The following is a 25,912-nucleotide window of genomic DNA, read 5'->3' as shown; positions in this document are numbered from 1 at the left end:
ATGAGCCAGGTTTCGTTTCTTTTGGTAGACGATCTCGAGGAAAATCTCATTTCTCTCGAAGCCCTACTGCGCCGTGAGGGGTTGAACCTTTTAAAGGCACGCTCGGGCGATCACGCACTGGAACTGCTTTTGGAACACGACGTCGCTCTTGCACTCATCGACGTCCAGATGCCAGGCCTGAACGGGTTCGAGCTTGCCGAGCTGATGCGAGGCAACGAACGCACGCGACGTGTGCCTATCATCTTTGTGACAGCCGGCAGTACCAGTGACAGCCGGTGGCGGTTTCAGGGATACGAAGCGGGTGCCGTCGATTTCATTCAGAAACCGATCGAGCCAGATGTTTTGCGCAGCAAAGCGGAAGTGTTCTTCGAACTTTACCGTCAGCGCCAACAGATTGCAGCACAACGCGACGAACTCCAGAGCCATGCTATAGCACTGAAGGAAGCAGATCGCCGCAAGGACGAATTCCTGGCGACGCTCGCTCACGAACTTCGCACACCACTGGCCCCGTTGCGCAACGGCCTCGATCTACTTCAGCGCAATCCGAATGGCGAGAAGGCGAGCGATATACGCGGGATGATGGACCGACAACTGGTCCACCTTGTCCGGCTGATTGATGACCTGCTTGATGTCTCGCGGGTCAGTCAGGGTAAGATCGAGCTGCGGAAGGAACCCGTGCGGATCGATGAAATCGTGCGATCGGCGACCGAAGCCAGCCGCCCACTCATAGACGGCCCAGGTCACCGGCTGACGATCGACATGTCGGAAACTTCGCTCTGGGTTGACGGTGACGAGATCCGCTTGTCACAAGCGGTATCGAACCTCCTCAACAATGCCGCAAAATATACGCCGGCAGGCGGTCGGATCACACTTGGCGTGCGCGTTGAAGCCAATCGTGCCGTCATATCGGTGACCGATACGGGTGTCGGCATACCCAACGATATGCAGGCAAAGGTCTTCCAGCTCTTCACTCAGATCGACGACCACCTGCAACGTTCACAGGGCGGGCTCGGAATTGGTCTTGCCCTTGTCCGGCAGCTTGTCGAAATGCATGGCGGGTCGGTGGACGCTTACAGTGCCGGACCTGGAACCGGCAGCCGGTTCACGATCAGGCTCCCGCTGGTGGAAGCCCCTGCGCGGACGGAGGTCTTGGAGCCGCCGAGACCGGAGATCTTCTCCTTTCGGCCACTCAAAGTTCTGGTCGTGGACGACAATCCCATCATCGCCGATACCCTTGGAATGATGCTGGAGGATATCGGCCACCATTTCGAGGCGGTCCACGACGGGCGCGAGGCGCTGGACGCGGCCAGGCATTACCACCCGGACGTCATTCTCCTCGATATCGGTCTTCCTGGCATGAATGGCTATGAGGTTTGCAAGGCCTTTCGCGGCGAGGCCGAATTCCAGGATACGCCGATCATCGCGCAGACCGGCTGGGGTCAGGACCGCGACAAGGAACTAGCGACGGAGGCTGGCTTCAATTTCCACTTAACAAAGCCGGTCCCGCTGGAGCAATTGCAAAAGGTGTTCGCGACGTTGTCGTCTTGATCCAACGGCCTTCGGAATGATGCTGTTTTTCCCTTATTGATTTTGCAGGGTATCGAACCGAGTATCCGTGATCATGCAGGCTTCCGTCCAAAAATATAAGTGATTTTAGCGACGTCGCTCCGTTGTTGTAACGGCGGTATTATCGAAGCCTATCGGTATGTATATCGGCTCCCACATGCGCCTGGAGATCAACCAATTGCGCCATGCCGTACGCTCTGGCAAAAGGAGCGATTGCGCGAGACAATCGGGGCAGAGCAGACCTCGGGTTTCACTGTCATGAAGTCCCGCCAACCCCATCGATGATGAAGTGCAGAAGCTTGTTTGTCCCAAGCAGGTTTGCGCGCATTCCGTTTTTTCGAAACCTCCACAGCGTTTCTCGCGCCCACTGATCTCATCTGTCGAGAATGCCAATCATCCGATTGACGGCATCTCGGTATTCCTCGTGCATGATTTCGGCCGCCTCTGAGATCGCCAACTTCCAGGCTGGTCCGCGATCCCATGCTTCTTCCAGGGCATCAGCCAGTGAGGGTCCATGACCTGTCACCGGCAGGGCATCGAATAGCATTCCGGCCTGTCTGAGGTCTTTATCTCGTTTGGCCTGCCCGCCGGCGTCATTTTGGCGGCGACCGGCAATTATGAGCTTGTGTACCGCATACCTGCAAGGATCAGGAATCACTACGGAGATACCGGCACCATGGAGCAGGATCGAACGGACGGGATCACGGATCAGGAAATCCATAAATCTCAGCGGCTCGGCCGAGGCGCCACCGAGAGCCGGCATGTTGGCCGGTTTGTCTGAATATTCTTCCGCTCCCCTGTTCGTCGTCATGAATTCAACCCGGTAGCCGGTTTGATTCCGGAAAGCGTGAGATCGAGGACTGCCGCTGATGTGCGGAACGGCCCGGAAAGTCGAATCAAGCGCTCTCAGGAGATCGAGTATCGGCGGCAGGGAATCCGCTACTTCAGCGGAGATCGCAAAATCCTGGGCTAGGTCTGCATCTCCTGTCAAGATTGCTGCCGATGGCAGGCGGATGCCGAGATAAGCCGAGTAGCATTGAAAGGCGACGGTACCGATGAGAACACCGCGCAGTCGGAAGAGACCTGCCTTGGCAAGCATTTGTATGACATCGCCGGTAAAACGATCCGCAGCAATTAGACCGGCTTCACGAGTGAGGGTGGACACAAACTTTCGGCGAGCCTTGTAGTCTGACTTCTCACCCTTGAAGGTTTGGACACGTTCCGAAATCAACAGATCGTCAGCCGGCCCGACATACCGACGCCTTTGCCCGCCCTCACCATCGGGCTGGTCGAAATACCAATAATGTCGACCATCGACTGCTACAGGAACAAATCTACCTACGGGGGGAAAGTCCTCCGCCCAATCGTCATCGAATGCGCGTTGCTGAAGTTCCGCGACCATGGTCCGGAACATGAGATCAATCTGTTTGATCATGGTACACTCTATATCGTTTTCACAATTCTAGTATAGCCACTCGCTGTCGGCAAGCCGTAGTCGCAATTTTCCCTTTGCGATATCGTGCCACGGCAATCACAGTACGATTATGTTCGGTCTAACTCACGCGTGCCTCATCCTAGCTGATTGCTATACTATTTTCGCAAATCCAGTACAGAAACAGAGTGGCCGGCACTCTGATACGAAAAAACCGGATCGTTCATAACTGGAGTTTCCGCGCTAAATTCCGCGGCTGGGAACAGGAGCGGAAGCGATGAAGGCCTCAAGGTTCTCGGACGCCCACAAAACGTTCACTCTGAAGCAGGGTGATGACGGTATGCCGGTGGCAAAAATTTGCCGCGGGCCGGGATTCCCGTGTGCTGTAAGTTCAGTAAAAAACGCACATGTATCGGAGTCATGAAGATCGCGCCGAACCGTCTCAAGCTTTGTACGAAAATCAGCGGATGTTCTGCCTAAACACAATGCGTTCTGATTACTCGCCAACTTGAGGAAGCGCTCAGGCAAATTTGGCATACAGATGCTCGGCTCGCAGCATTTCCGAAATGCCAGCTGTTTGAGCGATCAACTCGTTGTTCGTTTCAGCGCTGAAGCTGATGCGGCTATCGTCAACCTTCCGTGCGCCGGGTTTCGTCTGACTGTGTTCTGCAAACAGGCGAGCATGTGTAATCATGCTCGAACTGAATACACCCGCACCTCTTCGGTTTTCCCCTTGACCAGGATGCGATCCAGCTCCACGAGCGAGAAACTGCCGGCAACGCTAACCGCGGTGTTTTCGCCTATCAGCATCGAGACCCCGTAATTCTTTGAAGCGCCCTCCAGACGAGCGGCGAGGTTGACGCTGTCGCCAAGTGCCGAATAGTCAAAGCGGGTAGTCGACCCCATGTTTCCAACAACACATTCGCCGGTGTTGATGCCGATCCCAATGTGCAACGGATAGTGCACGCGGCCGTCCGCCTCGGCCTCTCGCAATAGCTCGTCGTTCAACCGATCCATTGAGCCGAGCATGGCGACAGCTGCTGCCACAGCGTGTCTTGCGTGGTCGGGATCATCCAGTGGAGCATTCCAGAAGGCCATCAAGCAGTCGCCGATATATTTGTCGATCGTGCCACCATGCGATAACACGATGTCGGAAAGAGGGGTCAGCAGCCGGTTGATCAGCGACGTGAGTTGCTGCGGGTCGTCCTTTAGCTGTTCAGAGATCGTGGTAAAGCCTCGGACGTCGCAAAACAGGATGGAAAGTTCGCGCTTCTCGCCACCGAGTTTCAGCTTTGAAGGGTCACGCGCAAGCTGCTCCACCAAAGCAGGGGACAGGTATTGCGAAAACGCCCGGGTGATATGCCGGCGGTTCCTGCGTTCCTGCGCGTAGTCGATGCCGGCTTGGCTCGCTGCAATGCAGACCAGGGCAAGTGCGGGAGCGACAGGGGATACGAAGACCCGCCCGAAGCGCAGCGCCAGATAGGCCCCGGCGAACATCAAGGTGACTGTGATGGTAGTGATTGCAATGGTCTGCCACCCGGTCCGCCTAAAGACGGCCAGTGTGGCAACGATAGCGACGGCCAGCAGAACAAGCTGGCGCGTCCAGGTTTGCGCCTGCGACACGAAAGCGTCGACGCGAATGTTGTCGACGATCGTGGCCTGGATCTCTGCGCCCGCGACCAGCTTTCCGGTATGGACCGTGTAGGACGTCGCGAAGGCATCGGATCCGCCGCTTTCCACTGAGGCCGCATTCTGCAGGCTCAGGCCGACGATCACGATACGATCCTTGAAAAAGCCGGGCGGCAGGAACTGGTCCGGGTCCAACGCCTGGTAGTAGGAGACGGTTGGATAAGTTCGTGTTGGCCCAAAGCTCTGGATCAGCGCGCCCTCGGATGGAAGTTTAACCTCTAGTCCGGCGGCGGTGGCGATCATTGCGGCAAAGCCGTCATCATAGGTCGGCATGCGGCGCAGCACACCGTCGCGGTCGAGTGCGAAGGATGTTATCCCCGACAGGGCCAACGCGTCGGAAAACATCTGCAGCGGGAGCACCCGGACGAATTGGTCCGCCTGTGGCGAGGTAACAAGCGTTTCGTCGCCTGCAAGCACGACATCAGGCCCAAGTGCCGCCGTCAGGGTGGCGTCCTCTGTGGGCAACGACGGCTCGGCAAAGATGATATCCATGCCGATTACCTTGGCGCCGGCCGCGCGCAGGGCCTCTATCAGCCTCGCATGCAGGCCGCGTGGCCACGGCCATTGGGTCTGGATTTCGGCAAGTGAGGGTTCGTCGATCGCAACGATCACCGGTGCCCCGTCAGGTAGCGCCGGTGCGCCGATGGTGGAGAAGTAGTCAAAAACCCGGGCATCGACGAGCGGCCATCCGGGCAGGCGGGTGATCAATGCCATCGCCGCGACAACGACGATGGCGAGCAATGTCACCTGCAGGCCGCGCGAGGTTGCGAGACGGCGCGCTGGCGCAACAAACAGGGGATGTCCGGGCATCAGCAAGACACTTTCATCAAGAGATGGCTTTCATCAGAAGCGAACCTTCACCATGCCCTTGAAGGAGCGCCCCCAGCCGGGCGTACCGACATCGACGTCGAAATCTCGATCGAGAAGATTGCGAGCTTCGAGTTCCACCTCGAAACGTTTGTCGAAGGGCTCCCAGGTCAGGCTGGCGTCGAGGGTCCAGTAGTCGTCGAGCTTCAGGCCAACCTGGCTGTCACGGCTGCCGATATAGTTCGCCGCAAGCGTCGACCGGATATTGGCTTCGTTGACCCACGTAACGGCCAGCTGTCCGGCCCAATTGGGCAGATAGGGCAGCGCGCCCCCGGCTGTGGATGTACCGCTGCCTTCATCCTTTGAGTCCGTGTAGACGATGCTGGAGGAAAGGCCAAAACCGTGTTCCAGCAGGAGATTGGCCATCAGGCTCGCGCGATCGATCCGGCCTCCCCTGGTGGAAAAGGGAACGGCGGCAAGGGGAACAGCAATCTGCGGATCCTTCAGTTCCTGATGCTGGAATTCGACAGCCGTGAAGAAGATATCGGTCCATTCCGAATCCCAGCGGAGGGCATAGGTATCCGCATAACCTCCCGATCCGACCTCGAAGCGGTTCGGTTGTAGCCCAACGACTGCGATGGGCGAAAGCGTTGGCGTGCTCATGTCGATGCTGGAGCGCATGAAGCTCGCGCGCAGCCACTGCCCCTCGGCTGGCGTCCATGCAATGCCCGCACGTGGCTCGAAACGTGCAGCACTGTTGTTGCGATCGAAATAGCTGCCAAAAACCGCGTATTCCGCCTTAAGCTCCGGCGTGATCTCCTGCAGGAGGTCGATATAAGCTCGGCCTACCGCCGTACGCTCGGAGGAGTTGGTCGAGGTAACGGTGCCGCCTCCCAGGAAGGGCGGCAGGAGGTTTTCCGCGGTCTGCTTCTGGCGATCATCGATCCATCCGCCCTCAATGCCGTAGCGCCAAGTCAGGCTGTCGAAGCCGATTGCATGGCTGAGAGCCACGATATAGGCCTCCCGTCGAAATTCGCCCCGGCTGCGCAGAACGGGAAGGGTCGTGCCGTCGTCAAACTCGAGATATAGCGTGTCGTCACTTTTGGCGCCGCTGTAGAGCAGCGCCGTGTTCAAGACGTTCTGGTATCCGAATACGTGGCTCCAGCCGACCCCACCATTCCGCTCGGTACCCGTCACTTCCCGCTCCCGGTCCAGAGGAAATGGTCCGGCAACGGGGATACCGAAAAGAAGCGGTGAGACATCGGTCGAAACCGAGCTGTCGAAACTGCTTTTGGTGTCGTTGTAATAGAGGACAACGTGGTCGAAGAACGTCGGGCTCGCGGTCACATAGACATTTCCGCCCACCGCCTTCAGCTCCGTGTCGAGATCAGATGCTGCCGCGGTCGGCCGGCTTTCCGGCATTTTCTGCCATTCGATGTTGGCGTAATAGCTGGTCGGCGTTGGCAGGTTGAAATAGCCTTGTACCTCCGCCTCCCAGGTATAACCCGCATCACCGTTCGCCAGGGTGACACCGCCGCCAATCGCCACTTCGAAGAACGGATGCTGCAGGATATTGAAGCCGCGCGATGGTGCCGAGATCAGAGTGGGCTCGAGCAGCAGTCCCTGCAGTGTCGAAGAGAAGATATGTGCGTTCGGCCCGTTATTGACGATGTCAGCTCCATAGAAATAGCTATTGGCAAAAGGCGCGGCACTGCCCCGGATGCCTTCGTCAATATAGGCTGCACCCGAAAACGGATTGAAAACGGCGTCGCTGTAATATTCTCCCCATGCATTCAGCCCCTGAAACCGAAAGGCGCTGTTTAGTGTCGAGCCGGCCTGCTGGTCGGCACCGAGCGAACTGTATTCGCCGCCTCTTGCGCGCGCACGCCGCACATATTCGCGCGCCTGCATGATCGCACGGTGGGAATCATATTCATCGATCGCAACAGAGGCACGCAATGCTGCAATGACCGGGTCGTTATCATCAAGTCTGTTGGCGTTATCGATCGCCTGCTCTGCCGCAATCCGATCGCCCTTTTGATAATGAGCGGCGCCAAGTACGATCTGCCCCTGTGCATCAGCCGGGTTGGCCGTTGTACCGGCAAGCAGGTCGTCGATCGCTTTGTCGGTATCGCCGGTCTGGAGATAATAGCGTCCGCGCGCAATCAGAACCTGATCGAGCGCCGGATCGGCCGCCAATGCTGTATCGATTTCGCGCTTCGCGTCGGCTATCCGGTTCATATCCAGATAAAAGATCGCCATATTGGCATGCGGAACCGGGCTTAGCGGATCGAGTTCGATTGCCTTTTCAAGCGCCGCTTCCGCCTCGCGTGTAGCGCCCAAGCTCGACTGGAGATCGCCGATCGCGTTCCATGTGCTGCTGCTGCCGGGTGTCACCTTCAGGACAGCCTGCAGGTCCTCCATCGCCCCTTTCGTATCGCCCTGGAACCCCGCACGGAAATGCGACCGGGCCTCAAGCGCAGTCGGCTCTGAAGGATCAATCGACAGCGAGCGATTGATCGCTTCGAGCGCCTGATTGCGATCGTTGAGGAGGAGCGCGATCCAGCCGCGATAGGCGGGCAGCGATGCGTCGGTCGGATAGCGAGTTTCTGCTTCACGCAATGCGTCGATCGAGGCATTTAAGTCTTTGAGAAAGCCCAGCGCGTAGGCGCGCAGGAAAGCAGCCTCGGGTCCTCCGGTACTCAGCGGAAGCGCTTCGACGCGACTTGGATCAGCAAGCGAGCGAGCATAATAGCCACCCCACAGCGCGATGGCGCGCCGCGCGCCGTCAAGCTTGCGCTCCGCCCGGCGAAAAAGACTTGCGGCCTCCGAGAAGCGATTTTCTCCCGCAGCAAGAACGGCCTCGATCAGGGTAACTCGTGCCTCCTGGCTCGCAGAAAGCTCACCCCTGTTGATCAGGGATAGCGTGTTCCTTGCCCGGCCGCTGCCTTCCAAAGACATCTGGGCTTCAGCAAGGGTGAGCAGATCCTCGGGATCACGCTGATCGGGTGCGATTGAAAGGATCCGGTCAGCATCGCGCCGAATGGCCGCCATCGGCTGGGCAGCGGGCGCCATCCGCTGAAATGCTTCGCGTGGTGGTAGATAGAAAAGCATCTGCTCGCGATCGTCTGAATCGACGATGACCACCTTTCGAGGGGCCTGGCCAATCGTTGCCGCGGCGCCTTCGCCTTGCCGCACCTCGACACTGCCCTGCGGGTTGGTGAGTTGGACAACACCCTCCAGCACAGTGAGCGCCGTGTCGCGGCCGTTTACCGTCATGGCCCAATCTGTGCCACGGATGGCCGCAGCAGCGGCCGCGGTCTGCACCTGCACGCCGGCGCCGCCCCTCTCGGCACGCGCCCAGATTGTCCCGGCTTGCAGCTGCAGCACGGTATCGGCGCTTGTATTCGTTGTGATCTGCTTGACCACCAGTGTCGAATTGCGGCCAAGCCGGATCTGGGTGCGGTCGGAAAAAACGATTGCCAACTGGCCCGCCGCGTTTGTGCGCAAGATGTCTCCGCTCAAAAGATCCTGCTTCAAATCGATTGATTGCCAATCGCTCACATCGATGAAACGGACCTCTTCACCCGCCTTGCGGGCAATGACAGCGCCGGCGCTCTCGCCGGATCGCGCCAAAGGCTCGGCAGCAGCCGGAAAAGCGGCGGCCAACACCAATGGCAACGCGGCTGCGCTGCGATGAATGATCCTCAATATACCCAGCATCCCCGAAGTCAGTCCCGAACCTGACAAGTTTTGTTAACGCTTTAGCAAGAGGATTGATTAGGCGCCAGAGTCTTATAAGAAGGTTATGCTTTTGCCGCTGGAGAAATGATACGTGAGTGACTTTGATAGCGCGCCGACCGAATTGTTGGACATGCCAATGGCGACAGGGGAAATCACTGAGGAATATATAAATCACATCAGGAAGATAAACGACGTATTTTATGACCAGATAAAAATCGCCGATCAGAAGGCCGCCTACATATTTACATTCATGTTGGCATTCCTGGTATCGTCGGCGGAAGGTAGAGGGGTCTTCAACTGGGCGAGATATACGCATGGGAACTGGGTGGAGATTTTCTTTTCCGGCATGCTCGCAGTAGCGTCGGTTTTCTCTATTCTATTTGCTATTCGGGTTGTCCTGCCACGCCGGATTGACAAGTCAACGTCGTTGTTTTGGGGGACATGGACGCATCACCGCGGTCTATTCGAAACGGCGGCGCAAAAAAGTGATGTGTCCTACCTCTTCCAGGAGTATCTCGATAATGCCGATGTTCTGGCGCTGATTGCGGGCCAAAAGTACAAATGCGTTTCGCTGGCGTTCCGCGGCCTGGTATTTACGGTCGTGGCCTACGTCGTCCTTCTTCTTGCAACGCAGTAGGCCGGCTAACCTACTGTGTTGACCAGGATGCGCTTTTCCTGACGCCACAACAAGCGCGTGTGTATCATACCAAGCAGTATACCGATCTTACCAACATGCGACAGCGCGCGCTCAGTCAACTGGCACGTGATCTCAATGACCAGCCGAGAAAATGTCTCAGTTACCGAACGCCGGCGGAGGTGTTTACGGACCTCTTGCTCGTAAGACGCTGACGCCCACCCCTCCAAACCGGAAATGTTTCACTTGGGATAGCTTCTCCAAAGAAGACCTTAGTTCGGTAGCCAGAGAGCGACTTCGAGACCGCCGAGTTGCGAACGGTCAAGTTGGAGATCGCCACCATAAGCGGTCGCGATGTCACCAGAGATAGCGAGCCCCAGACCGGTTCCAGCTCCGTCTGCGTCGCCACTTACACCCCGCTTGAGCATTGAGGTGTAACGATCCGGCTCCGCACCCGGCCCGTCATCGCAGACACGCAGCACCGTCATCTCCCCTTCTTTCGAGGCGCATATCTCGATTCGCCGTTCTGCGAAGCGCACCGCGTTGTCGAGGATGCCGCCCATAGCCTCCGCGACATCTGCAGGATCAGCCTGAATGGTAAGGTCAGGGTCGATATCCAAAAACCATTCGATGCCGCGGCTTCTGGTGATGGGCGACAACACGCTCACAAGCTTGCCGGAAATACCGAGCAGCGAGGTCGTCGCCATTTGCTCGACACCCATGCGCGCCGCTTGCAACTGTCGATCTGCACGCTGCCGCACCAGTTCAATCTGCTGCAGGGCCATTTCCCGACGGTCCTCAGGCAGTTCTTCGGCCAGATGCGACAGCACTGTTAGCGGCGTTTTTAGGCCATGCGCCAGATCGCTGGCGCGTGCTCTCGCCCTTTCCACCGCCGTCTCGCGCTCGGACAACAGCAGGTTGATTTCGTTGACCAGCGGCGTGACCTCGGCCGGTCCAGATGCACTCATCTGGCTGGACCGTCCCGCCCTTATGTCGGCCACGTCGCGGCGGAGAAGCGACAGGGGTTTCAGCCCGATCAGCCCTTGCAAGAAGGAGGCAAACAGTAAAAGCGCGCCAGTGGCGATCAACATCACCATCAGAGGCCAGTGATAACTGGCAAGCGCGGCTTCCATATCGTCCTTCGAAAACGCAGTATAGACCGTAAAGGTCTTTGGGTGGTCGCCTTCGGTCAGCACCATATCCTTGATCGAGACCAAGATGACGCCGCCATCAGGCCCTTCTGCCTGGTGGAAACCGCAATACATCTCAGGAAGGAGGATTGCCCTTGAAAGCTCCTGGTCCCAGAGCGAGCGGGAACGTAAAGGCGTTCCTCCTCCTTCGGCGGTAATTTGCCAGTATCGACCGCCCGCTGGGATCTGGAACCGGGGATCTGAAGGCTCGCTTGCGAGCAGGAGCTTGTCGCCGGCGATGGTCAGCCGGGCACCGAGCGCATCGGACACGGCCGTCATTTCATTGGCATATTGGTCGGCAAGGTAATCCTCGAACAAGTGGCCAAGCACATACCAGACAAGCGAGAGGGCAACGGCGATCGAAATGAGAGCGCCGGCGGCGAGGCGGAAGCGCAGCGAGCGGGTAATCATGGCCGTTTCTCGGGCAGGACATAACCGAAACCACGACGGGTCTCGATCGCATCGCTGTCGGTCTTGCGGCGCAACCGGCCGATCATCGCCTCGACAGCATTCTTGGCTGTATCGTCATCTCGGCCTTGAACCTGGCTGGCGAGTTCGGCAGGCGTCAACACGACGCCGGGTCGATCGATAAACAGCGTCATCATCCGGTATTCGAGCGGGGAAAGATCGAGCTCTCTTCCATCGAACGTGACACGCCGCGCTTGTTCGTCGAGCGTGAACCGGTCGGTCGCCTTCACGCGCTGCCCTGTTTTGCCTGTTCGCCGCAAAAGAGCACGAAGACGAGCCACCAACTCCTCGCTGCGGAATGGCTTCGGCAGATAGTCATCCGCACCAGCATCGAACCCGTCGACCCGCTCCATCCACGATCCACGCGCCGTCAACACCAGGATTGGGGTGTCGAGACCAGAAGTACGCCAACGTTTGAGGATCGAGAGACCGTCCATGCCCGGTAACCCGAGATCGAGGATGATGGCTGCATAGTCCCCCGCCTCGCCTCGCTCCCACACTTCAGGGCCCTTTGACAGAACCTCGACGCGATACCCCTCCCGCCCGAGTTTTTCCACCACGTGACCGGCAATGTTCGGATCGTCTTCTGCAAGCAGGATTTTCATCAGATCAGTTCCTTCCCACCACCGCACCACTTCGCGCATCAACCCTCAAAGTTCGGATGACGCCAGCTTCGTCTCGCAGCTTCACATGATAGATGTCTTGGGCTTGAGATCGGCCGAGGCGGACGTCAACAATCCGACCGTAGCGCTCAAGGTCGATCTTTTGCAGGATCGCTTTTAGCGACATGATCTCACCACTTCGCACCGCGTCGCGTGCCCTGTCGTAATCCGCCCTGCCAGAGCTGGTCGCGCCGGAAGTTGCACCTTCGCCATGTCCGTCGTCACTGCCGCCGTGTCCGCCGTGATTGTCCCCTCCTCCGTCATCGCCGCCGCCATGACCTGAACTGCCTCCGTCCGAGCCGCCACCATCTTTGGCGTAAGCGAATGACAACGGCGCCGCAGCAACGGCCGCGAAGGCGGAGAAAGTTAGGATGATAAACATGCGGCGGTTCGAGCCCATGGTGTCTCCGCAGAGGGGGCATATAGTCGAAAATATTCTGGCACGAAGCGATATAGGCAGCAAACGACAAGAACCCCGCCGGATAAAGGCGGAGTTCAAGACGGTATTGCCGGAATCGCTTACTTACGGCCGCCGCGCTTGCCGCCCTTATCATCTTTTGAGTGGTGGCCGCCTTTGTCATCGGCCCCATGGCCGCCGCGGCGGCCGCCCTTGTCGTCATTTGCATCGTGGCCAGCACCGTCGTCGGCGCCCTGCCTTGCAAGGGCGGCAGAAGAACCGGTGATCGGCGCGACAGCTTGGAAAACCGGCATCGCGGCGGCAAAGGCGAAAGCTGCGGCAAGGGCAGCGAAAGATAATTTGGTGTTCATGGTCGAAATCCTTTCCTATTCAGTTCGAAGAACGTCCTCCTTCGACCAGTTCAAAATTGCACGAGTGCGCTGACAGGCGGCTGAGCACACTTGTCAGGGATCTGTCAGGAAATGTTGGCTCAATGGGGACCGGGGCCGTATCTATCTGCGGGCTAGCGTCGTGGTTTTTTCGTGCGGCAAGGGGCGAAGGCTCGCTCATGAAGCGAGTTAGTCACATAAGCTCTTGAAGTGATGCGAACCTTTGACCCCTACAAAAACTCAATGCTACTGAAAAAAAGCCTTCACTTTCAGCGTATCAATGCGAAGGTGCGGTGGGTCAGGGATGCGAAGGAATAACCGGCCGAGCTTGATAATCCACGTGAAAAGCTCGACACAGCGAAGACCGCGCTCGGTAAGCGCGGTCCCGTCCGGTGGGCTGACGAAGCGCCGGATCGCAACCCGCCATCTCGTCACAAGCGCCCCATGCCGCGTGTTAAAATGGCTCGCAAAAATGGCGGAGTCTGATGGTTGATCAGATCCGTGCGCCCCCCGTGGCATCGATGATCTGACCCGTCGTCCAGCGGGCATCATTCGATGCCAGGAAGGCTATCACGTCAGCAATGTCGTCCGCACGGCCGACACGCGAGAAGACGGATAGTGCTTCGGCGCCAGCGCGCGCCTCCGGCGATGACAGCCATTCGGAATTCATGTCTGTTTCGGTGACGCCCGGCATGATGGCATTGACCGTGATCCCGCGAACCGCAAACTCAGGCGCAAGTGCCAGGGTTAGGGTCTCGAGTGCTCCCTTTGAGGCTGCGTAGGCCGGATGGGTCGGTGCTGCAATCCGTGTGAACCCCGTGGAGACGTTGATGATGCGGCCATTTTCGCGAATGTGGCCCGCGACCGCCTGGATCAGGAAGAATGGCGCCTTATAGTTGATGGTCATCACCTCGTCGAAGATAGCCTCGCTGGTCTCCCTCAACGGGACTGCGGGAGCAATGCCGGCATTGTTGACGAGGATATCGAGAGCAGCGGCACCCGTATGCGCAAGCGCCGCGTCGCTGAATTGCGTCCAAAGGCTGTCGGCAGCTTCCTTGCCCTGCCGTAGATCGGCCTTTACCGCAACCGCCTTGACGCCCAACGCCTCGATATCGCGCACGGTCGCCTTCGCCGCATCCGGATTGGCGGTGTAGTGTACGCCGATCAGTGCGGCCCCCTCATTTGCAAAGGCGAGCGCGACCGCGCGTCCGATACCGCGTGAGCTTCCGGTGATAAGTGCTGTCTTCTCAGTTAGTTTCTTGGGCATGTTCTGCTCCGTTGCCAATTAAAATAGTGATCCCTATATTAAGAGTCAAAACATCGCTGTCAATATTTAAATAGGGATCACTATTTTAATGGAAGGGCCAATTCGTAAACGGGGAAGGCCGCGCTTGCTCGATCGAGACACAGGGCTCGACATCGCGGCACGGCTGTTCTGGGAGCGCGGCTACGAAGGAACATCGACCGCCGATTTGACCAAGGCCATGGGGATCAACCCTCCGACGCTCTATTCCAATTTCGGTTCGAAGGAAGAATTGTACCGCCAGGCTCTGGATTTCAGCATCGCCCGCGAAAGTGGTTGCCGCGCCGAAATCCTCGCATCCGCCCTGCCCGCCTACGAAGCACTCAGCCGCTACCTCTATAACATTGCCGATGGCGACACCCAACCGGACAAGCCTGCGGGCTGCATGGTCTCGACCGCAGTTCTGCAGCATGCGGAAGAAAACGCTTCAGTCGCTCGAATGACCTCTGAACTCCGGGAGGCATCAATGCAGGCTCTCAAGACCCGCTTTGATCGCGCCGTCAGCGACGGGGAACTGCCGGCCGGGACCGATACGGACACGCTCGCGCGCTTCTACGGTGCGATTATTCAGGGAATGTCGGCCCAGGCCTGCGATGGTGCCTGCAACGCTCTTCTGAAACGGTTGATCGACGTTGCTCTGACGGCCTGGCCCGGGGAACGCACTACTGTCTCCGGGAATTCAAATTGAAGACGCATTAACCTGTCGTTCTGATCGCAGTGTTGAAGAGCGGGATATCGAGCCATTCCATCGCCTTCGGCAGCGGTATTTGCCGGACAGTGATTTCGTCGGCTCGCATCTGGCGATGTTTCACAGGTTTGCGGGCAAACATCGTGGCAGAATGTGCAAAACACTTACCAACATTGCAGCACAGGCGCGATTGACGACATCGAAGGTCAGCAGCCTGCCGTGCATCGGCGCAGGCGTCGCCCTCCTCGTTACATGCCTGGAGTTGGAGGACATCCGTGCAATCCTGGACGCGGAGATTGTAACGTGGCTCGGCTGTCAGGACATACGGACCTAGCGGCCGCACATCACGATCCAGAACAAGGCGCCGAGAGCAACCCCGACGCGGTCTACCGCGACCCGAGCGCGAGCTTAAAACTTCAGACTATCGAGATCTTGGACCTTGATCTGTGGAACTGTCCCGAAGACGGTAGGAGTATTGGGAGTTTATGCCTTTCGACATGCGGCCTGGGATGACGGCACACCCGCATATTGCCCATCATGCCCGGAACCGGTCGATGGCTCTTAAATGCCAAGCCCGCGGATGGCTCTCCGGCCTGCAGTCAACGCGGCCCTAATCGCGGAGAACCTCTGCCGTGTCTGCATCAGATAAACGATTGCGACACCGGCGCGGTTGAAGCGGGCTATCGCGCTAACACCGAAACGAAAAAGCCTGCCGCGGGAGGAGCGGCAGGCTTTTCGAATGATGTGAACGGCGACTGGGAGGAGGATGCCGCCATTCTGTCAGGTGCCCTTGGGAGGAGGAGTAGGTCACCTGAATGACGAAGCTTAGCGGGAGGAGGGTGCGTCGCTTCGTTGGGCCTCATCTAACCCACCGGGCCCTGCTCGAAAATAAGCGATGCATCAGAACAGCCATGCTCAAATCGCATACCGGTCCGGTGGCGTTCAGGTTGCCGCCGGCCAGTCATTCGCCGGTTCGTCGATCTCGCCGGACTCATCGACTGGATCGGGATCTTCATTGTAGGCGCGCTGCATATCTTGTAGTTCCTTCTCCATCGCGGCGATTACCTCGGGCGTCTTTGACCCGGCGGTTACGTAGTGATCGACAAGCTGTTCGAGCTTTAGGCGAAGGTCGCCAGCAATACTGGTCATGGTCACACCCTTAATGCTTGGCCGAGCGGTGATCGCCCTTGTCACCTTCACCCGCCTTGGCGACGGTTTTGGCTTTCTGCCGCTTGTCGGCGGAGAGCGATCGGCCGACGTCGACGCTCTCCTTGAATTGGCCTTTTTCGTTGCGACGGACGTAGCGCTTGTCTGCCCCGGTATCGATCAGTTCTCTCTTTGACATCTGAATTCTCCATCGGTTGCGATAAGCGAATAACTCGCGCTTGGCCGAAAAGATGCATCGAATCCAGAGGCTTGATTTGAATCTCATGGTTGCAGCGGAAACTTAAATCAAACCATTGAAAATGATTCATTTTTCGAAACGGAACTCAGTCGCTGTTGACGCAGTTGAATCGCATAGGTTGCGTCTTATGCGAGGAGTTCGATATGCCCGGTCAGCGCGCTCAATGGAAAGGCTTCATCAAGTTCGGCGAGGTGTCGTGTGGGGTGGCGCTTTATACAGCCGCCTCAACCTCGGAGCGGATCACGTTCAACACCATCAACAAGGCGACGGGCAACCGCGTCAACCGCGTGTTCATCGACAGTGACACGGAAGAACCTGTTCCGAAGGACGCGCAGACCAAGGGGTTCGAGATCGAGAATGGCCAATACATCATCATCGATCCCGATGAGGTGGCAGCCACTATTCCGGAGAGCAACAAGACGCTGGAAGTCGAGGCGTTCATCCCCTGCTGCGACGTCGATGATGTCTATTTCGACAAGCCCTATTACCTCACGCCGGACAAGATGGGCAACGACGCATTTGCTGCATTGAGGGACGGCATGCGCAAGTCCAAAGTTGCTGCGATCGCAAGGACCGTGCTCTTTCGACGGATGCGCACAGTCCTTATCCGACCGCACGGCAAGGGCCTCATCGCGACAACGCTGAACTACGATTACGAGGTCCGCTCGTCGAAGAAAGCCTTCGAGGACATGCCGAAGATCAAGATCCAGGGCGAAATGCTTGATCTGGCGAAGCATATCATCTCAACGAAGAAGGGCGACTTCGATCCGGCTGGCTTTGATGACCGTTATGAGGCGGCACTTGCGGAGCTGGTCAAAGCCAAGATCGAAGGCAAGCCATTGCCGAAGCGAAAGACGGTCGAGGTATCGAAGCCAAACGACCTGCTCGCGGCGCTGCGCAAAAGCGCTGGTCTCGGCAAATCCAGGGACGACAAACCGGAACGCTCTGCAGCCAACGCCAATACAGGCGCTGGCAGGCAGCGCGCCGCGCGCGGGGCGGCATCGAAGACCGCCTCTTCGAAAGCTGCCCCGCAGCGCAAGGCAGGGTAAGGAGGAACGATCATGGCGCTTCATCCGTACTGGAAAGGCTATCTCAAACTCTCGCTTGTCACCTGTCCGGTGTCGATGAAGCCGGCAAAGTCAGAGGCGGAGAAGGTTCGGTTTCATACGCTGAACAAGGAAACAGGAAACCGCGTCGTCTCTCAGTACATTGATTCCGTGACAGGCAAGTCGGTGAAAGAGGAGAACGAGGCCAAGGGCTATGCTCGCGGCGAAAACGACTATGTCATCCTGACCGACGACGATCTCGATGCCGTTGCCCTCGATACGGTGAAGACAATCGACATTGACACGTTCGCACCAGCCGACAGCATCGAATGGGTTTATCTCGAAAAACCCCATTATCTGATGCCGGATGATCCGGTCGGCCACGAGGCCTTTGCGGTGATTCGGGATGCTATGAAGGCTGACAAGGTGGTCGGCGTGTCGAAACTGGTGATCGGGCGCCGCGAACGGGCGGTGGTGCTCGAGCCACGCGACGAAGGCATCGTCCTATGGTCACTGCGGTTTGGCGACGAAGTGCGACCGGAGGAGAATTATTTCGAGGACATCGAGCCTGAAGCCGATGACGACCTTGTTCCGCTCGTTCAAAAGCTGATCAAGCAGAAGATGGCCCGCTGGTCCCCGGACATGGTCAGTGATCCGATCCAGGACAGCCTACTGAAGTTGATCGCCCAGAAAAAGAAAGAGCTGAAGCCCAGAAAGGCTGCGAAGGGCAAGAAAGCGGAGGGGGCAGCGGCCTCGAATGTTGTCAACATCATGGATGCCCTGCGCAAGAGCGTCGAAGCGGATCTCAAAAAGAAGAAGGCAGGCTGACATGCTGGAGGAAACAGACATCCGGCTGTGTGAGCCCGCGCCGTTCATTTATTTCGAAAACGGGCAGATCGCCGTGACTGATGGATCGTCCGTTTGGTTGGTGATCGTAACGTGCGAAGCGATGCAGGCGACAGCCCTTCCGCCGGAAAAGTCGCTGAGGCGGCTCGTCCGCTACGCCGATTTTTATCGCGATCTGGCGGCAGCCAGCATTCGGCGGGGCCAAGATCTGGATGGGAAGGTGTGGGTGCGAGAAAGCGACGTGCTGGCCGCGAAAGGCTCTATCGATCTAGGTGGAGATTCCCGATCCCATATCCAGGAACGGCTTTGACGGAGCATCAGTCGTTTCCTCGAACGCCGGATGGCCGGTACATGGTGGTGCGGGGCCGACTTTGGAGGGTGAGCAATCCGGCGCTCAGCGAGAATGAACGGCAAGACCTCGTCACAGCGCTCATGAACGCCCGCAGGGCGGTCAAGCAGGTAAAAGGCGATCCTTCGGCGACGACGGTGGCCCGTCAGAGCGTCGATGCTGCAAAGGTGGCGCTCGGAGAACGCGGGCCGGTGTGGTGGGAAGACGGCGCGCTTGACTACAATCGGAAGCTTGCCAAAAACACGCCGTATCGCGCGTGGTTCGACAGCCTGGCTCGATCGTCTTAAGGTTTGGAACCACCCGCCGGGTTAGCGGGAGTCGCCAGATTCTCCGGCTCACCATGCGCGGGTGCCGAAACGGATGACGTTGTCCGTGGATCTGTCGCCGGGCCGATGAGATAACTCCCCACGACTGCCGTGATGGCGACGATGACCGCGGTCGCTCCAATACGGATCATCCGTTTGTTTGATCGGTTTATTTCGCTCAACGTTAATCTCCCTATTTCTCTGCGGACAAACTCAGCTGCCTGGTGACGGCTCGGCCGCTTCTGCACCCCCAGTGCTGCCCGACGGCGTTCCATCGCTGGATTTGGCCGTACGTTCTTTGGCCTGGTTTTCCCGTCGTTGCAGATCACGTTCGATCGTCTCGCGCGAACCTTCTGCAGGGTCTTGCTCGGGATGGTTTTTCAGGTCGGTCATTTGCGATATCTCCCTTGTGTCTGCCCAACTTGCTCCGCACCCCGATGGTTCCGCTCATGGTGCTCGACGTTTCGCTATTGGCTTCGCCTTGACGGCGGACTGACAGACGACATGTCTTGCGGATGAAACGCATATCGCCGCCGACAACCGACAGACATCCCGATCGATTTCTGCAATGCCAGGAAGCGATGGCCGGCGCGTTCACCGCTGTTGCCGTTGAGGCGGTTGAGGCCGGTTGGATGCCGGAAGAAGTAGCCGCAGCCTTAATGGAACTGGCCGATCATCTGATGCTCGGGATGATTGTCAATCGCAACCTCACCCAAGACCTCTCGACCCTCAGGAGACGATGACCCGATGTGCGGACGGTTCACGTTTGAGCACGAATGGCCGGCCTTCACCGATCTTTATGATCTCCCCTGGGATCAGGAGCGGGGCCGAAACACGCAGGCTCGTTTCAACATTTCTCCGACACAAGATGTCCTGATCGTTCATAACGATGCTGAAGGACATGAGATGGCCGAAACCGCTCGTTGGTGGTTGGTGCCGTTCTGGGCGAAGGAGCTCCCGAAGGGCGCCATGTTCAATGCCCGCATTGAGACGATCGGGACCTCGCCGGCGTTTCGCGACGCGTTCAAGTCGAAGCGGTGCTTGATCCCGGCCGACGGGTTTTACGAATGGACCGTCAATCAGGATGACGGCAAAAAGGACCCATGGCTCATCTACCAGCCGGGCGGCAGCCCCTTCTCCTTTGCCGGGCTTTGGGCCCATAACGAGAAACTCGGCATCACCAGTTGCACCATTGTCACAATGCCCGCCGCAGATCCGATGACGAAGCTGCACGACAGGCAACCCGCCATTCTCGATCCAGCGGCCTATAAGGAGTGGCTCGATCCTGCAACGAGCGGGGCACGCGCGAAAGGACTCCTGGAAAAGCAGAACCTTGATGGAATGCTGGAATTTCATCGGGTTTCGAGAGATGTGAACTCGTCAAGGTTTACTGGAAAGCCGCAAGTGAATCCGCTGTGACCATAGCCCCAGGTTCAGTGGAAATTCCTGCTCTTCACCTTCAGCGTGTCAATGTGAAGATCCGGCACGAAAATGTCGCGAACCTTATTTGGCCTCGGCCGATCCCGAGCATCTCCACCTCCGGGTGAACCATGGGCGAACTCGTCGCCCCGTCCGGTCGGATTCTTGAACTCGGAATCGCGATCCGATAGCGCGGCAAGATCACCAGAAAGGTCTTCGAGCTGCCGCGCAATCAGATGAACGACCTCTCCTTCTCGCTGGATCTTTCCCTGGATCGCCATCATGCTCGCCCCGAGCACCACGCGCCGCCGCTTTTCGAATAGGCTTGGCCAGACGACGATATTGGCGATGCCGGTCTCATCCTCGATGGTGATGAACATCACGCCCTTGGCGCTGCCCGGCTTCTGACGGACCAGCACGAGACCGGCGGCGCAGACAAAGCTCTTGTCCCGGGCATTCATCGCGTCTGCACAGGTGACAATCCGGCGCGCGGCAAGATCGCGGCGAAGGAATGATATCGGGTGCTCCCTGAGCGTGAGCCCGACATGCGCATAGTCCTCGACGACGTTGTGGCCTTCAGTCATCTGCCTGAGCGTCACTTCGGGCTCGTGTTGTTCGGCCACGGCCCTCTCCTCCCGAGCGGCGGCCGCGGCGAACAGCGGAAGCGGCTCGTCGCGAAGGGCCTTGATCGCCCAAAGCGCATCTCGCCGTTCCAGGCCAAACGCCGGCCGGAACGCATCGGCCTCGGCGAGCTGGACAAGCGCCTCGGCCGGCACGTCCGATCGTCGCCAGACATCATCGACAGTTTCGAACGGCCGCTCCATGCGGGCAGCAACAATCCGCGCCGCATCAGCGACCGCCAATCCATCGACCTGTCGCATGCCAAGTCGGATGGCATGGCAGTCAGAGCCGGGGATTTCCTCGAGCGTGCAGTCCCATCGCGAGTGCTGAATGGAGATGGGCCGCACTTCGACACCATGCTTGCGCGCATCACCAATGATCTGAGCCGGCGCGTAAAAGCCCATAGGAAGGGAGTTCATCAGCGCGGCCCCAAAGGCATCCGGGAAATGGCATTTGATGAAGCAGGATGCGTAGGCGATGAGTGCAAAAGAAGCGGCATGGCTCTCCGGGAAACCGTAGGATCCGAAACCTTCGAGCTGCTTGAACGTCCGTTCGGCAAATTCGCGCGTGTAGCCGTTGTTGATCATACCGTCGATCAGCTTGGTCTGGAACCGCGAGACACCGCCGGTAAATTTGAACGTCGCCATCGACTTGCGCAGCTGGTCGGCCTCGCCGGCGGTGAACCCGGCACAGACCATCGCGACCTTCATCGCCGATTCCTGAAAAAGGGGCACGCCTAAGGTTCGCCCGAGAACCTCCCTCAACTCTTCCGTGGGGTATTCCTCAGGCTCCTTGCCTTCTCGGCGGCGCAGATAGGGATGCACCATATCGCCCTGGATCGGCCCGGGGCGAACGATGGCGACCTGAATAACGAGATCGTAGAATGTCCGGGGTTTGAGCCGCGGCAGCATCGACATTTGCGCCCGGCTCTCTACCTGAAACGTTCCGAGCGTATCGGCCTTGCAGATCATTGCATATGTGGCGCTGTCCTCCTGCTTAACCCTGGCGAGATCGAGATCCTCTCCCTTATGCTCTCGGATCAGATCAAAGGCCTTCTGCATGCAGGTCAGCATGCCGAGCGCCAGCACGTCGACCTTCATCATTTTCAGCGCCTCGACATCGTCCTTGTCCCATTCGATCACCTGACGATCTTCCATGGCGGCCGGCTCGATCGGCACAAGGTCGTCGAGGCGCGAGCGCGTCAGCACGAAGCCGCCGACATGCTGACCGAGATGCCGTGGCGCGCCCATCAGCTCGCGCGCAAGGCGAAGGGTCATCACCAGACGGTAATCGTTCGGGTTGAGGTTCAACTCGCGGACATTGCGCTCGGTTATCTCTTCCGACCATGACCAAAGGCCAGAGGACAATGCCTTGGTGACATCCTCCGGTAGGCCCATGGCCTTTCCGACATCCTTGATAGCGCCCTTGGCCCGATACCGGGTGACGGTACAGACCAATGCTGCACGGTCACGGCCATAGGTCTTATAAATCCACTGGATGACTTCCTCGCGCCGCTGGTGCTCGAAATCGACGTCGATATCCGGTGGCTCATTACGCTCCCTGGAGACGAAACGCTCGAATAGCAGATCATTCGTCTCCGGATCGATGCTGGTGATCCCCAGGATGTAACATATCGCCGAGTTGGCAGCAGAGCCCCTGCCCTGGCACAGGATGCCTTGTGATCGGGCGAAACGGACGATGCTGTAGACCGTGAGGAAATAGGGCGCGTAGTCCATCTCCTTGATGAGATCGAGCTCGTGCCTGACGGATCGCAACACCTTTTGAGGAAGGCCTTCCGGATATCGCATCGGAATGCAGTCACGGACGCATTGTTCCAGAGACTGTTGAGCGTCCATCCCATTGACCAGCGCCTCCTCAGGATATTCGTAGGTGAGCTCTTCCAGCGAAAACCGACACAGCTCGACGATCTCCATTGTCCGCACCAATGCCTCCGGATACCGGGGGAAAAGCCGCTCCATTTCCTCTGGGGGCTTCAGGAAACGATCGGCGAACCGCTCCCTGTCGAAGCCAACCGCATCGATCGTGGTGCCTTCGCGGATGCAGGTGACGATGTCCTGGAGCTGTCGCCGAGACGGTTCATGGAAAAGAACGTCGTTGGTAACAACAGTTTTGACGCGGAATTTTGCTGCCATGTTCGACAGCTCGTGGAGCCGCATCTGATCGTTCGGCCGGCGCCTGAGGCAGAGCGAGACATAGGCCCGCCTTCCAAAGATATTTGCCATCTTGCGCAGCTGGAGGGCGCAAATATCATCCGGGAGATCCGGCACGAGGATGCCGATCATGCCCTCTGCGTAAAGTGCGACATCATCGAGATGCAGGATGCAGTTGTCCTTGCCACCTCTGCCCTTGCCGAGCGTGATCATTCGGGTCAGCCGCGCATATGCTGCCTTGTCGGTGGGGTAGACCAGGATCGACATGCCGTCCTGCAAATCGAGGCGACATCCGACGATGAGACGAAGCCCTGTATCCCGCGATGCTTCGAGCGCGCGTACGATCCCTGCCAGCGAATTACGGTCAACCACACCTAGCGCCTCGATTCCGAGTTCTTTCGCCACTGCAAATAGCTCCTGCGCGGAGGATGCACCCCGCAGGAAGCTGAAATGGGTCGTCACCTGGAGTTCGGCGTATTTCATGCGAAGATCCCGTGCATGAACCACTTGTGCGACCCGGTGTCCGGGTCCACACCGTCGCCGGACCGAAAGATCCAGAAGCGCTCGCCATCATCGTTCTCGATGACGAAATAGTCGCGAACAGCGTCCAACTCGTTTGGCCGCATCCACCATTCGCCAAAGATGCGCTCCGGGCCATCTGCCCGTTTGACGCGGTGGCGTTTGCCGCGCCAGGTGATGGTGGCCGGCGGATAGTCCGGCATCATCGCGATCGCTTGGATCTGTTCGGGTCGGTTGAACAGGCGAACCGGGCGTCGCCAGTGGCTGGCCCATCCTTCTCGGACTTCGTCCGCGACGGCTGACACCCGTTGGACACTGCGCTCGGGGACATCAGAGGCGAAGGGAGCGACCCGGTAGACCCGCTGCCCGCGATTGGCGAACACATCGATCAATGGCGTGATATCGCTGTTCTCCTCCTCCACAAGCGAGGAAACCTTCTGCTCTTGCGCCAAGGGCTCGGCCGCGACGGCAACCAGCGTGAGCTTCTCGATGCCAAAGCCCGGTTCGATTTTTTCGGTCCGGTCGCGGAAGAGCTTGGTCAACCAGGCGACATCGCGCGCCGGCTTGGCCGTTCCTGCCCGTATCGCCTGGATCGTATTGTCGACCTTGTGGACCAAGAGATCTGCTCGTCGGGCACCGAGACCGCGCCTTTCAAGTTCGGCAACGAGCTGCACCACGAGCCTGCCGACATACTTGTTGATCGTCTCGGCGGCGCCGATCGGCTCCTGAAACGATCGCGAGACTTCGACGAGGTCGGCGGTTCGGATCGGATCGATGGGCTCATTCATGCGTCCGAACATCTGGTCGAGACGACGGCCGACTTCCGGCCCGAAACGAAGCGCCAGCGGCGCCCTCGGCGTGTTCGACAGTTCTCCGATCGATTGGAAGCCGAGAACCCGCAGATCAGACACGACCTTTTCCGGAAGCCTAAGCAAGGAGATCGACAGGTTCTCGACGGCGCGAACAATCTCGCCGCGCGGGACGATGACCGTGTCCCGCTTGATTGCACGCACGCAGGCATGTGCCGCGCCCCAGGTATCTGCGATTGCGATCCTTGCGGTGAGCTTTCTGGCACGGAACATGTTCACGATACCGGTGATCATCGGTCGCTCTCCGCCCTGGAGATGATCGGCGCCTTCCGTATCGAGCACGAGGCCATCGATGCCATCGACGGCAACGATCGGGGAATAGTGGCCAAGCGCCCACAAGCCAAGGCGATCCAGCGCCATGGCATCGGCCGCGGGATCTGCATCAACCAGCATAAGCCCCCGAAAAATCGCCTGTGCCTTCGCGGCAGGCATGCCGGCTCTAACACCGATCTTTCTGGCGGCATGATCGGCTGCCGACACCCACCGCTTGGCACCGCTACTGGCAATGACGGCGATCGGGCGCTCATCCGGAATAGCGGGATCGTCCCGTCTGATCCTGTCCGTGGCCAGATCCGGAAGATAGATGGATACGACCCTTGTCATCACACGCTCCGACGTAAAACTCAGCACACTCGCCCGCACGCGATCTCATCAACTCAAGAAACCATTGCGGCCTTCCGATCCCTGGAACCGGAAGCTCCTGCGATGGCAGCACGCTCACCCGCCATCTCGTGGTGGACGCCGTCGGCTGGCCGAAGTCGTTTGCCTCTGTCTGGCGCCGCCATCGCCGTACCGCCAAAGCGATAGTCCCGGTTCGCTCGGCGACGAGCTGAAGCCTTCTGCTGACGACCATCGGTAGCCTCACAAGTTCTCCGACGACCGCCCCCAGGCCGCCATAGGAAAGCGCCTCCTCCATGTTGGCGGCAACGTCCTCCTCCTTGTCGCTCTCGACGAAGATTACTCTCTTTGGATGCAGCCCAGCCTGAGCCAGCGCAGGAAAAAAAAGATCCGGACGGGTCAAGCACCAGACCACTGGTCCCTTGGTCCTGGCTGCAACTCCCGCGGCAAATAAAGCAGCCGCGGCTCCATCCACCGTTCCCGAGCCGCCGCCCGCAAACTCGTGCAGAGCGCCGAGGACCAGTCCACCGCCAGGAAGAATTCCGTCGAGTTCCGCGACGCCGAATGGAAGACAGCCAGCCTTCTTCGTGCCCTCTCCTTCTATCGAAGAGATGCGGTCACGCAGATCTGCGAGGACTTGAGCGCGGACAGCCGACATCGTTCGCGGAATCCTTTCGGGTCGCGGTGGTTGGAGAGAACGGCTTCATGCCGCCAGAACGCTTGATGTTCTGTATCTGTTCCGTTAGCTGGAAAGAGTCAAGCGGGTGAAAAATAG

The 25,912-nt window shown here is 58.5% G+C and carries 23 protein-coding genes and 1 pseudogene; 10 read left to right on the top strand and 14 right to left on the bottom strand.

Translation table 11 applies throughout. The features are described 5' to 3' along the window. A complete protein-coding gene (locus tag AC2GXZ_RS23330; protein WP_483761596.1) occupies nucleotides 1-1,548 on the top strand; it encodes a response regulator in 1,548 nt (515 codons plus the stop codon). Nucleotides 1,549-1,939: 391 nt separating this feature from the next. On the opposite strand, the gene AC2GXZ_RS23325 is transcribed toward AC2GXZ_RS23330, so the two are convergent. The 3 genes from AC2GXZ_RS23325 to AC2GXZ_RS23315 form a co-directional block, all read right to left on the bottom strand. Continuing rightward, nucleotides 1,940-2,998, bottom strand: coding sequence for a nucleotidyltransferase family protein (locus tag AC2GXZ_RS23325; protein WP_483761629.1), 1,059 nt, complete (start codon nucleotides 2,996-2,998; stop codon nucleotides 1,940-1,942). A 690-nt stretch (nucleotides 2,999-3,688) separates the two neighbouring features. Next, nucleotides 3,689-5,434, bottom strand: a complete 1,746-nt coding sequence (locus AC2GXZ_RS23320; RefSeq protein WP_483761595.1) for a CHASE2 domain-containing protein — start codon at nucleotides 5,432-5,434, stop codon at nucleotides 3,689-3,691. Between the two features lie 96 nt (nucleotides 5,435-5,530). Then, on the bottom strand, nucleotides 5,531-9,217 hold the full coding sequence (locus tag AC2GXZ_RS23315) for a FecR domain-containing protein (protein ID WP_483761594.1): 3,687 nt from the start codon (nucleotides 9,215-9,217) through the stop codon (nucleotides 5,531-5,533). A gap of 112 nt (nucleotides 9,218-9,329) precedes the next feature. On the opposite strand from AC2GXZ_RS23315, the gene AC2GXZ_RS23310 reads away from it, so the two are divergent. Together AC2GXZ_RS23310 and AC2GXZ_RS23305 are read left to right on the top strand one after the other, a co-directional pair. Next, nucleotides 9,330-9,875, top strand: a complete 546-nt coding sequence (locus tag AC2GXZ_RS23310) for a Pycsar system effector family protein (protein WP_483761593.1) — start codon at nucleotides 9,330-9,332, stop codon at nucleotides 9,873-9,875. Between the two features lie 80 nt (nucleotides 9,876-9,955). Beyond that, a pseudogene (locus AC2GXZ_RS23305) lies at nucleotides 9,956-10,087 on the top strand (IS30 family transposase); the annotation flags it as partial. A gap of 57 nt (nucleotides 10,088-10,144) precedes the next feature. On the opposite strand, the gene AC2GXZ_RS23300 reads toward AC2GXZ_RS23305, so the two are convergent. The 5 genes from AC2GXZ_RS23300 to AC2GXZ_RS23280 form a co-directional block, all read right to left on the bottom strand. Next, entirely contained in the window at nucleotides 10,145-11,380 is a 1,236-nt protein-coding gene (locus tag AC2GXZ_RS23300) for a sensor histidine kinase (RefSeq protein WP_483761592.1), read from the bottom strand. An 89-nt stretch (nucleotides 11,381-11,469) separates the two neighbouring features. After that, complete coding sequence (locus tag AC2GXZ_RS23295; RefSeq protein ID WP_483761591.1) at nucleotides 11,470-12,135, bottom strand: response regulator transcription factor; 666 nt, start codon at nucleotides 12,133-12,135, stop codon at nucleotides 11,470-11,472. Between the two features lie 4 nt (nucleotides 12,136-12,139). Next, nucleotides 12,140-12,592, bottom strand: coding sequence for a PepSY domain-containing protein (locus AC2GXZ_RS23290; RefSeq protein ID WP_483761590.1), 453 nt, complete (start codon nucleotides 12,590-12,592; stop codon nucleotides 12,140-12,142). Nucleotides 12,593-12,711: 119 nt separating this feature from the next. After that, nucleotides 12,712-12,960, bottom strand: a complete 249-nt coding sequence (locus AC2GXZ_RS23285) for a hypothetical protein (RefSeq protein ID WP_483761589.1) — start codon at nucleotides 12,958-12,960, stop codon at nucleotides 12,712-12,714. Nucleotides 12,961-13,471: 511 nt separating this feature from the next. After that, complete coding sequence (locus tag AC2GXZ_RS23280) at nucleotides 13,472-14,245, bottom strand: SDR family oxidoreductase (protein ID WP_483761588.1); 774 nt, start codon at nucleotides 14,243-14,245, stop codon at nucleotides 13,472-13,474. An 88-nt stretch (nucleotides 14,246-14,333) separates the two neighbouring features. Here AC2GXZ_RS23280 and AC2GXZ_RS23275 point away from each other — a divergent pair, with 88 nt between their 5' ends. Continuing rightward, on the top strand, nucleotides 14,334-14,969 hold the full coding sequence (locus AC2GXZ_RS23275; RefSeq protein ID WP_483761587.1) for a TetR/AcrR family transcriptional regulator: 636 nt from the start codon (nucleotides 14,334-14,336) through the stop codon (nucleotides 14,967-14,969). 942 nt (nucleotides 14,970-15,911) lie between these two features. Here AC2GXZ_RS23275 and AC2GXZ_RS23270 read toward each other — a convergent pair. Both AC2GXZ_RS23270 and AC2GXZ_RS23265 read right to left on the bottom strand, forming a co-directional pair. Next, the gene (locus tag AC2GXZ_RS23270; RefSeq protein ID WP_483761586.1) at nucleotides 15,912-16,118 is read right to left on the bottom strand and encodes a hypothetical protein; all 207 of its coding nucleotides are present in this window, start codon (nucleotides 16,116-16,118) and stop codon (nucleotides 15,912-15,914) included. 10 nt (nucleotides 16,119-16,128) lie between these two features. After that, nucleotides 16,129-16,314 carry a hypothetical protein gene (locus AC2GXZ_RS23265; protein WP_483761585.1) on the bottom strand — a complete coding sequence of 62 codons (186 nt, stop codon included), beginning with the start codon at nucleotides 16,312-16,314 and terminating at the stop codon, nucleotides 16,129-16,131. Between the two features lie 203 nt (nucleotides 16,315-16,517). Between AC2GXZ_RS23265 and ku (AC2GXZ_RS23260) the strand changes: the two genes are divergently transcribed. Genes ku (AC2GXZ_RS23260) through AC2GXZ_RS23245 form a run of 4 tightly spaced genes read left to right on the top strand, consistent with a single transcriptional unit; the run spans nucleotide 16,518 to nucleotide 18,902 of the window. After that, on the top strand, nucleotides 16,518-17,423 hold the full coding sequence (gene ku, locus AC2GXZ_RS23260; RefSeq protein ID WP_483761584.1) for a non-homologous end joining protein Ku: 906 nt from the start codon (nucleotides 16,518-16,520) through the stop codon (nucleotides 17,421-17,423). 12 nt (nucleotides 17,424-17,435) lie between these two features. Further along, nucleotides 17,436-18,248: a non-homologous end joining protein Ku gene (gene ku, locus AC2GXZ_RS23255; RefSeq protein ID WP_483761583.1), complete on the top strand. Its 813-nt coding sequence runs from the start codon at nucleotides 17,436-17,438 to the stop codon at nucleotides 18,246-18,248. Between the two features lies 1 nt (nucleotide 18,249). Then, nucleotides 18,250-18,576, top strand: a complete 327-nt coding sequence (locus AC2GXZ_RS23250; RefSeq protein WP_483761582.1) for a hypothetical protein — start codon at nucleotides 18,250-18,252, stop codon at nucleotides 18,574-18,576. 41 nt (nucleotides 18,577-18,617) lie between these two features. Continuing rightward, nucleotides 18,618-18,902, top strand: coding sequence for a hypothetical protein (locus tag AC2GXZ_RS23245; RefSeq protein WP_483761581.1), 285 nt, complete (start codon nucleotides 18,618-18,620; stop codon nucleotides 18,900-18,902). A 231-nt stretch (nucleotides 18,903-19,133) separates the two neighbouring features. On the opposite strand, the gene AC2GXZ_RS23240 is transcribed toward AC2GXZ_RS23245, so the two are convergent. Next, entirely contained in the window at nucleotides 19,134-19,313 is a 180-nt protein-coding gene (locus AC2GXZ_RS23240; RefSeq protein ID WP_483761580.1) for a hypothetical protein, read from the bottom strand. A 122-nt stretch (nucleotides 19,314-19,435) separates the two neighbouring features. Between AC2GXZ_RS23240 and AC2GXZ_RS23235 the strand changes: the two genes are divergently transcribed. Together AC2GXZ_RS23235 and AC2GXZ_RS23230 are read left to right on the top strand one after the other, a co-directional pair. Next, a complete protein-coding gene (locus tag AC2GXZ_RS23235; RefSeq protein ID WP_483761579.1) occupies nucleotides 19,436-19,663 on the top strand; it encodes a hypothetical protein in 228 nt (75 codons plus the stop codon). 4 nt (nucleotides 19,664-19,667) lie between these two features. Then, nucleotides 19,668-20,339 carry an SOS response-associated peptidase gene (locus AC2GXZ_RS23230; RefSeq protein ID WP_483761578.1) on the top strand — a complete coding sequence of 224 codons (672 nt, stop codon included), beginning with the start codon at nucleotides 19,668-19,670 and terminating at the stop codon, nucleotides 20,337-20,339. A gap of 14 nt (nucleotides 20,340-20,353) precedes the next feature. On the opposite strand, the gene AC2GXZ_RS23225 is transcribed toward AC2GXZ_RS23230, so the two are convergent. The 3 genes from AC2GXZ_RS23225 to AC2GXZ_RS23215 are packed head-to-tail and all read right to left on the bottom strand — an operon-like array spanning nucleotide 20,354 to nucleotide 25,795. Further along, on the bottom strand, nucleotides 20,354-23,614 hold the full coding sequence (locus AC2GXZ_RS23225) for an error-prone DNA polymerase (protein WP_483761577.1): 3,261 nt from the start codon (nucleotides 23,612-23,614) through the stop codon (nucleotides 20,354-20,356). Next, complete coding sequence (locus tag AC2GXZ_RS23220) at nucleotides 23,611-25,122, bottom strand: Y-family DNA polymerase (protein ID WP_483761576.1); 1,512 nt, start codon at nucleotides 25,120-25,122, stop codon at nucleotides 23,611-23,613. Before AC2GXZ_RS23220 ends, AC2GXZ_RS23225 begins: the two co-directional genes overlap by 4 nt. After that, nucleotides 25,043-25,795 (bottom strand): ImuA family protein, encoded by a 753-nt coding sequence (locus AC2GXZ_RS23215; protein WP_483761575.1) that lies wholly within the window; start codon nucleotides 25,793-25,795, stop codon nucleotides 25,043-25,045. The genes AC2GXZ_RS23220 and AC2GXZ_RS23215 overlap by 80 nt, the downstream gene beginning before the upstream one ends. Between the last annotated feature and the right edge of the window lie 117 nt (nucleotides 25,796-25,912).

It is taken from the genome of Aliirhizobium sp. YIM B11859, from assembly GCF_057163345.1.
This window is presented reverse-complemented; position numbering and strand designations above follow the sequence as displayed.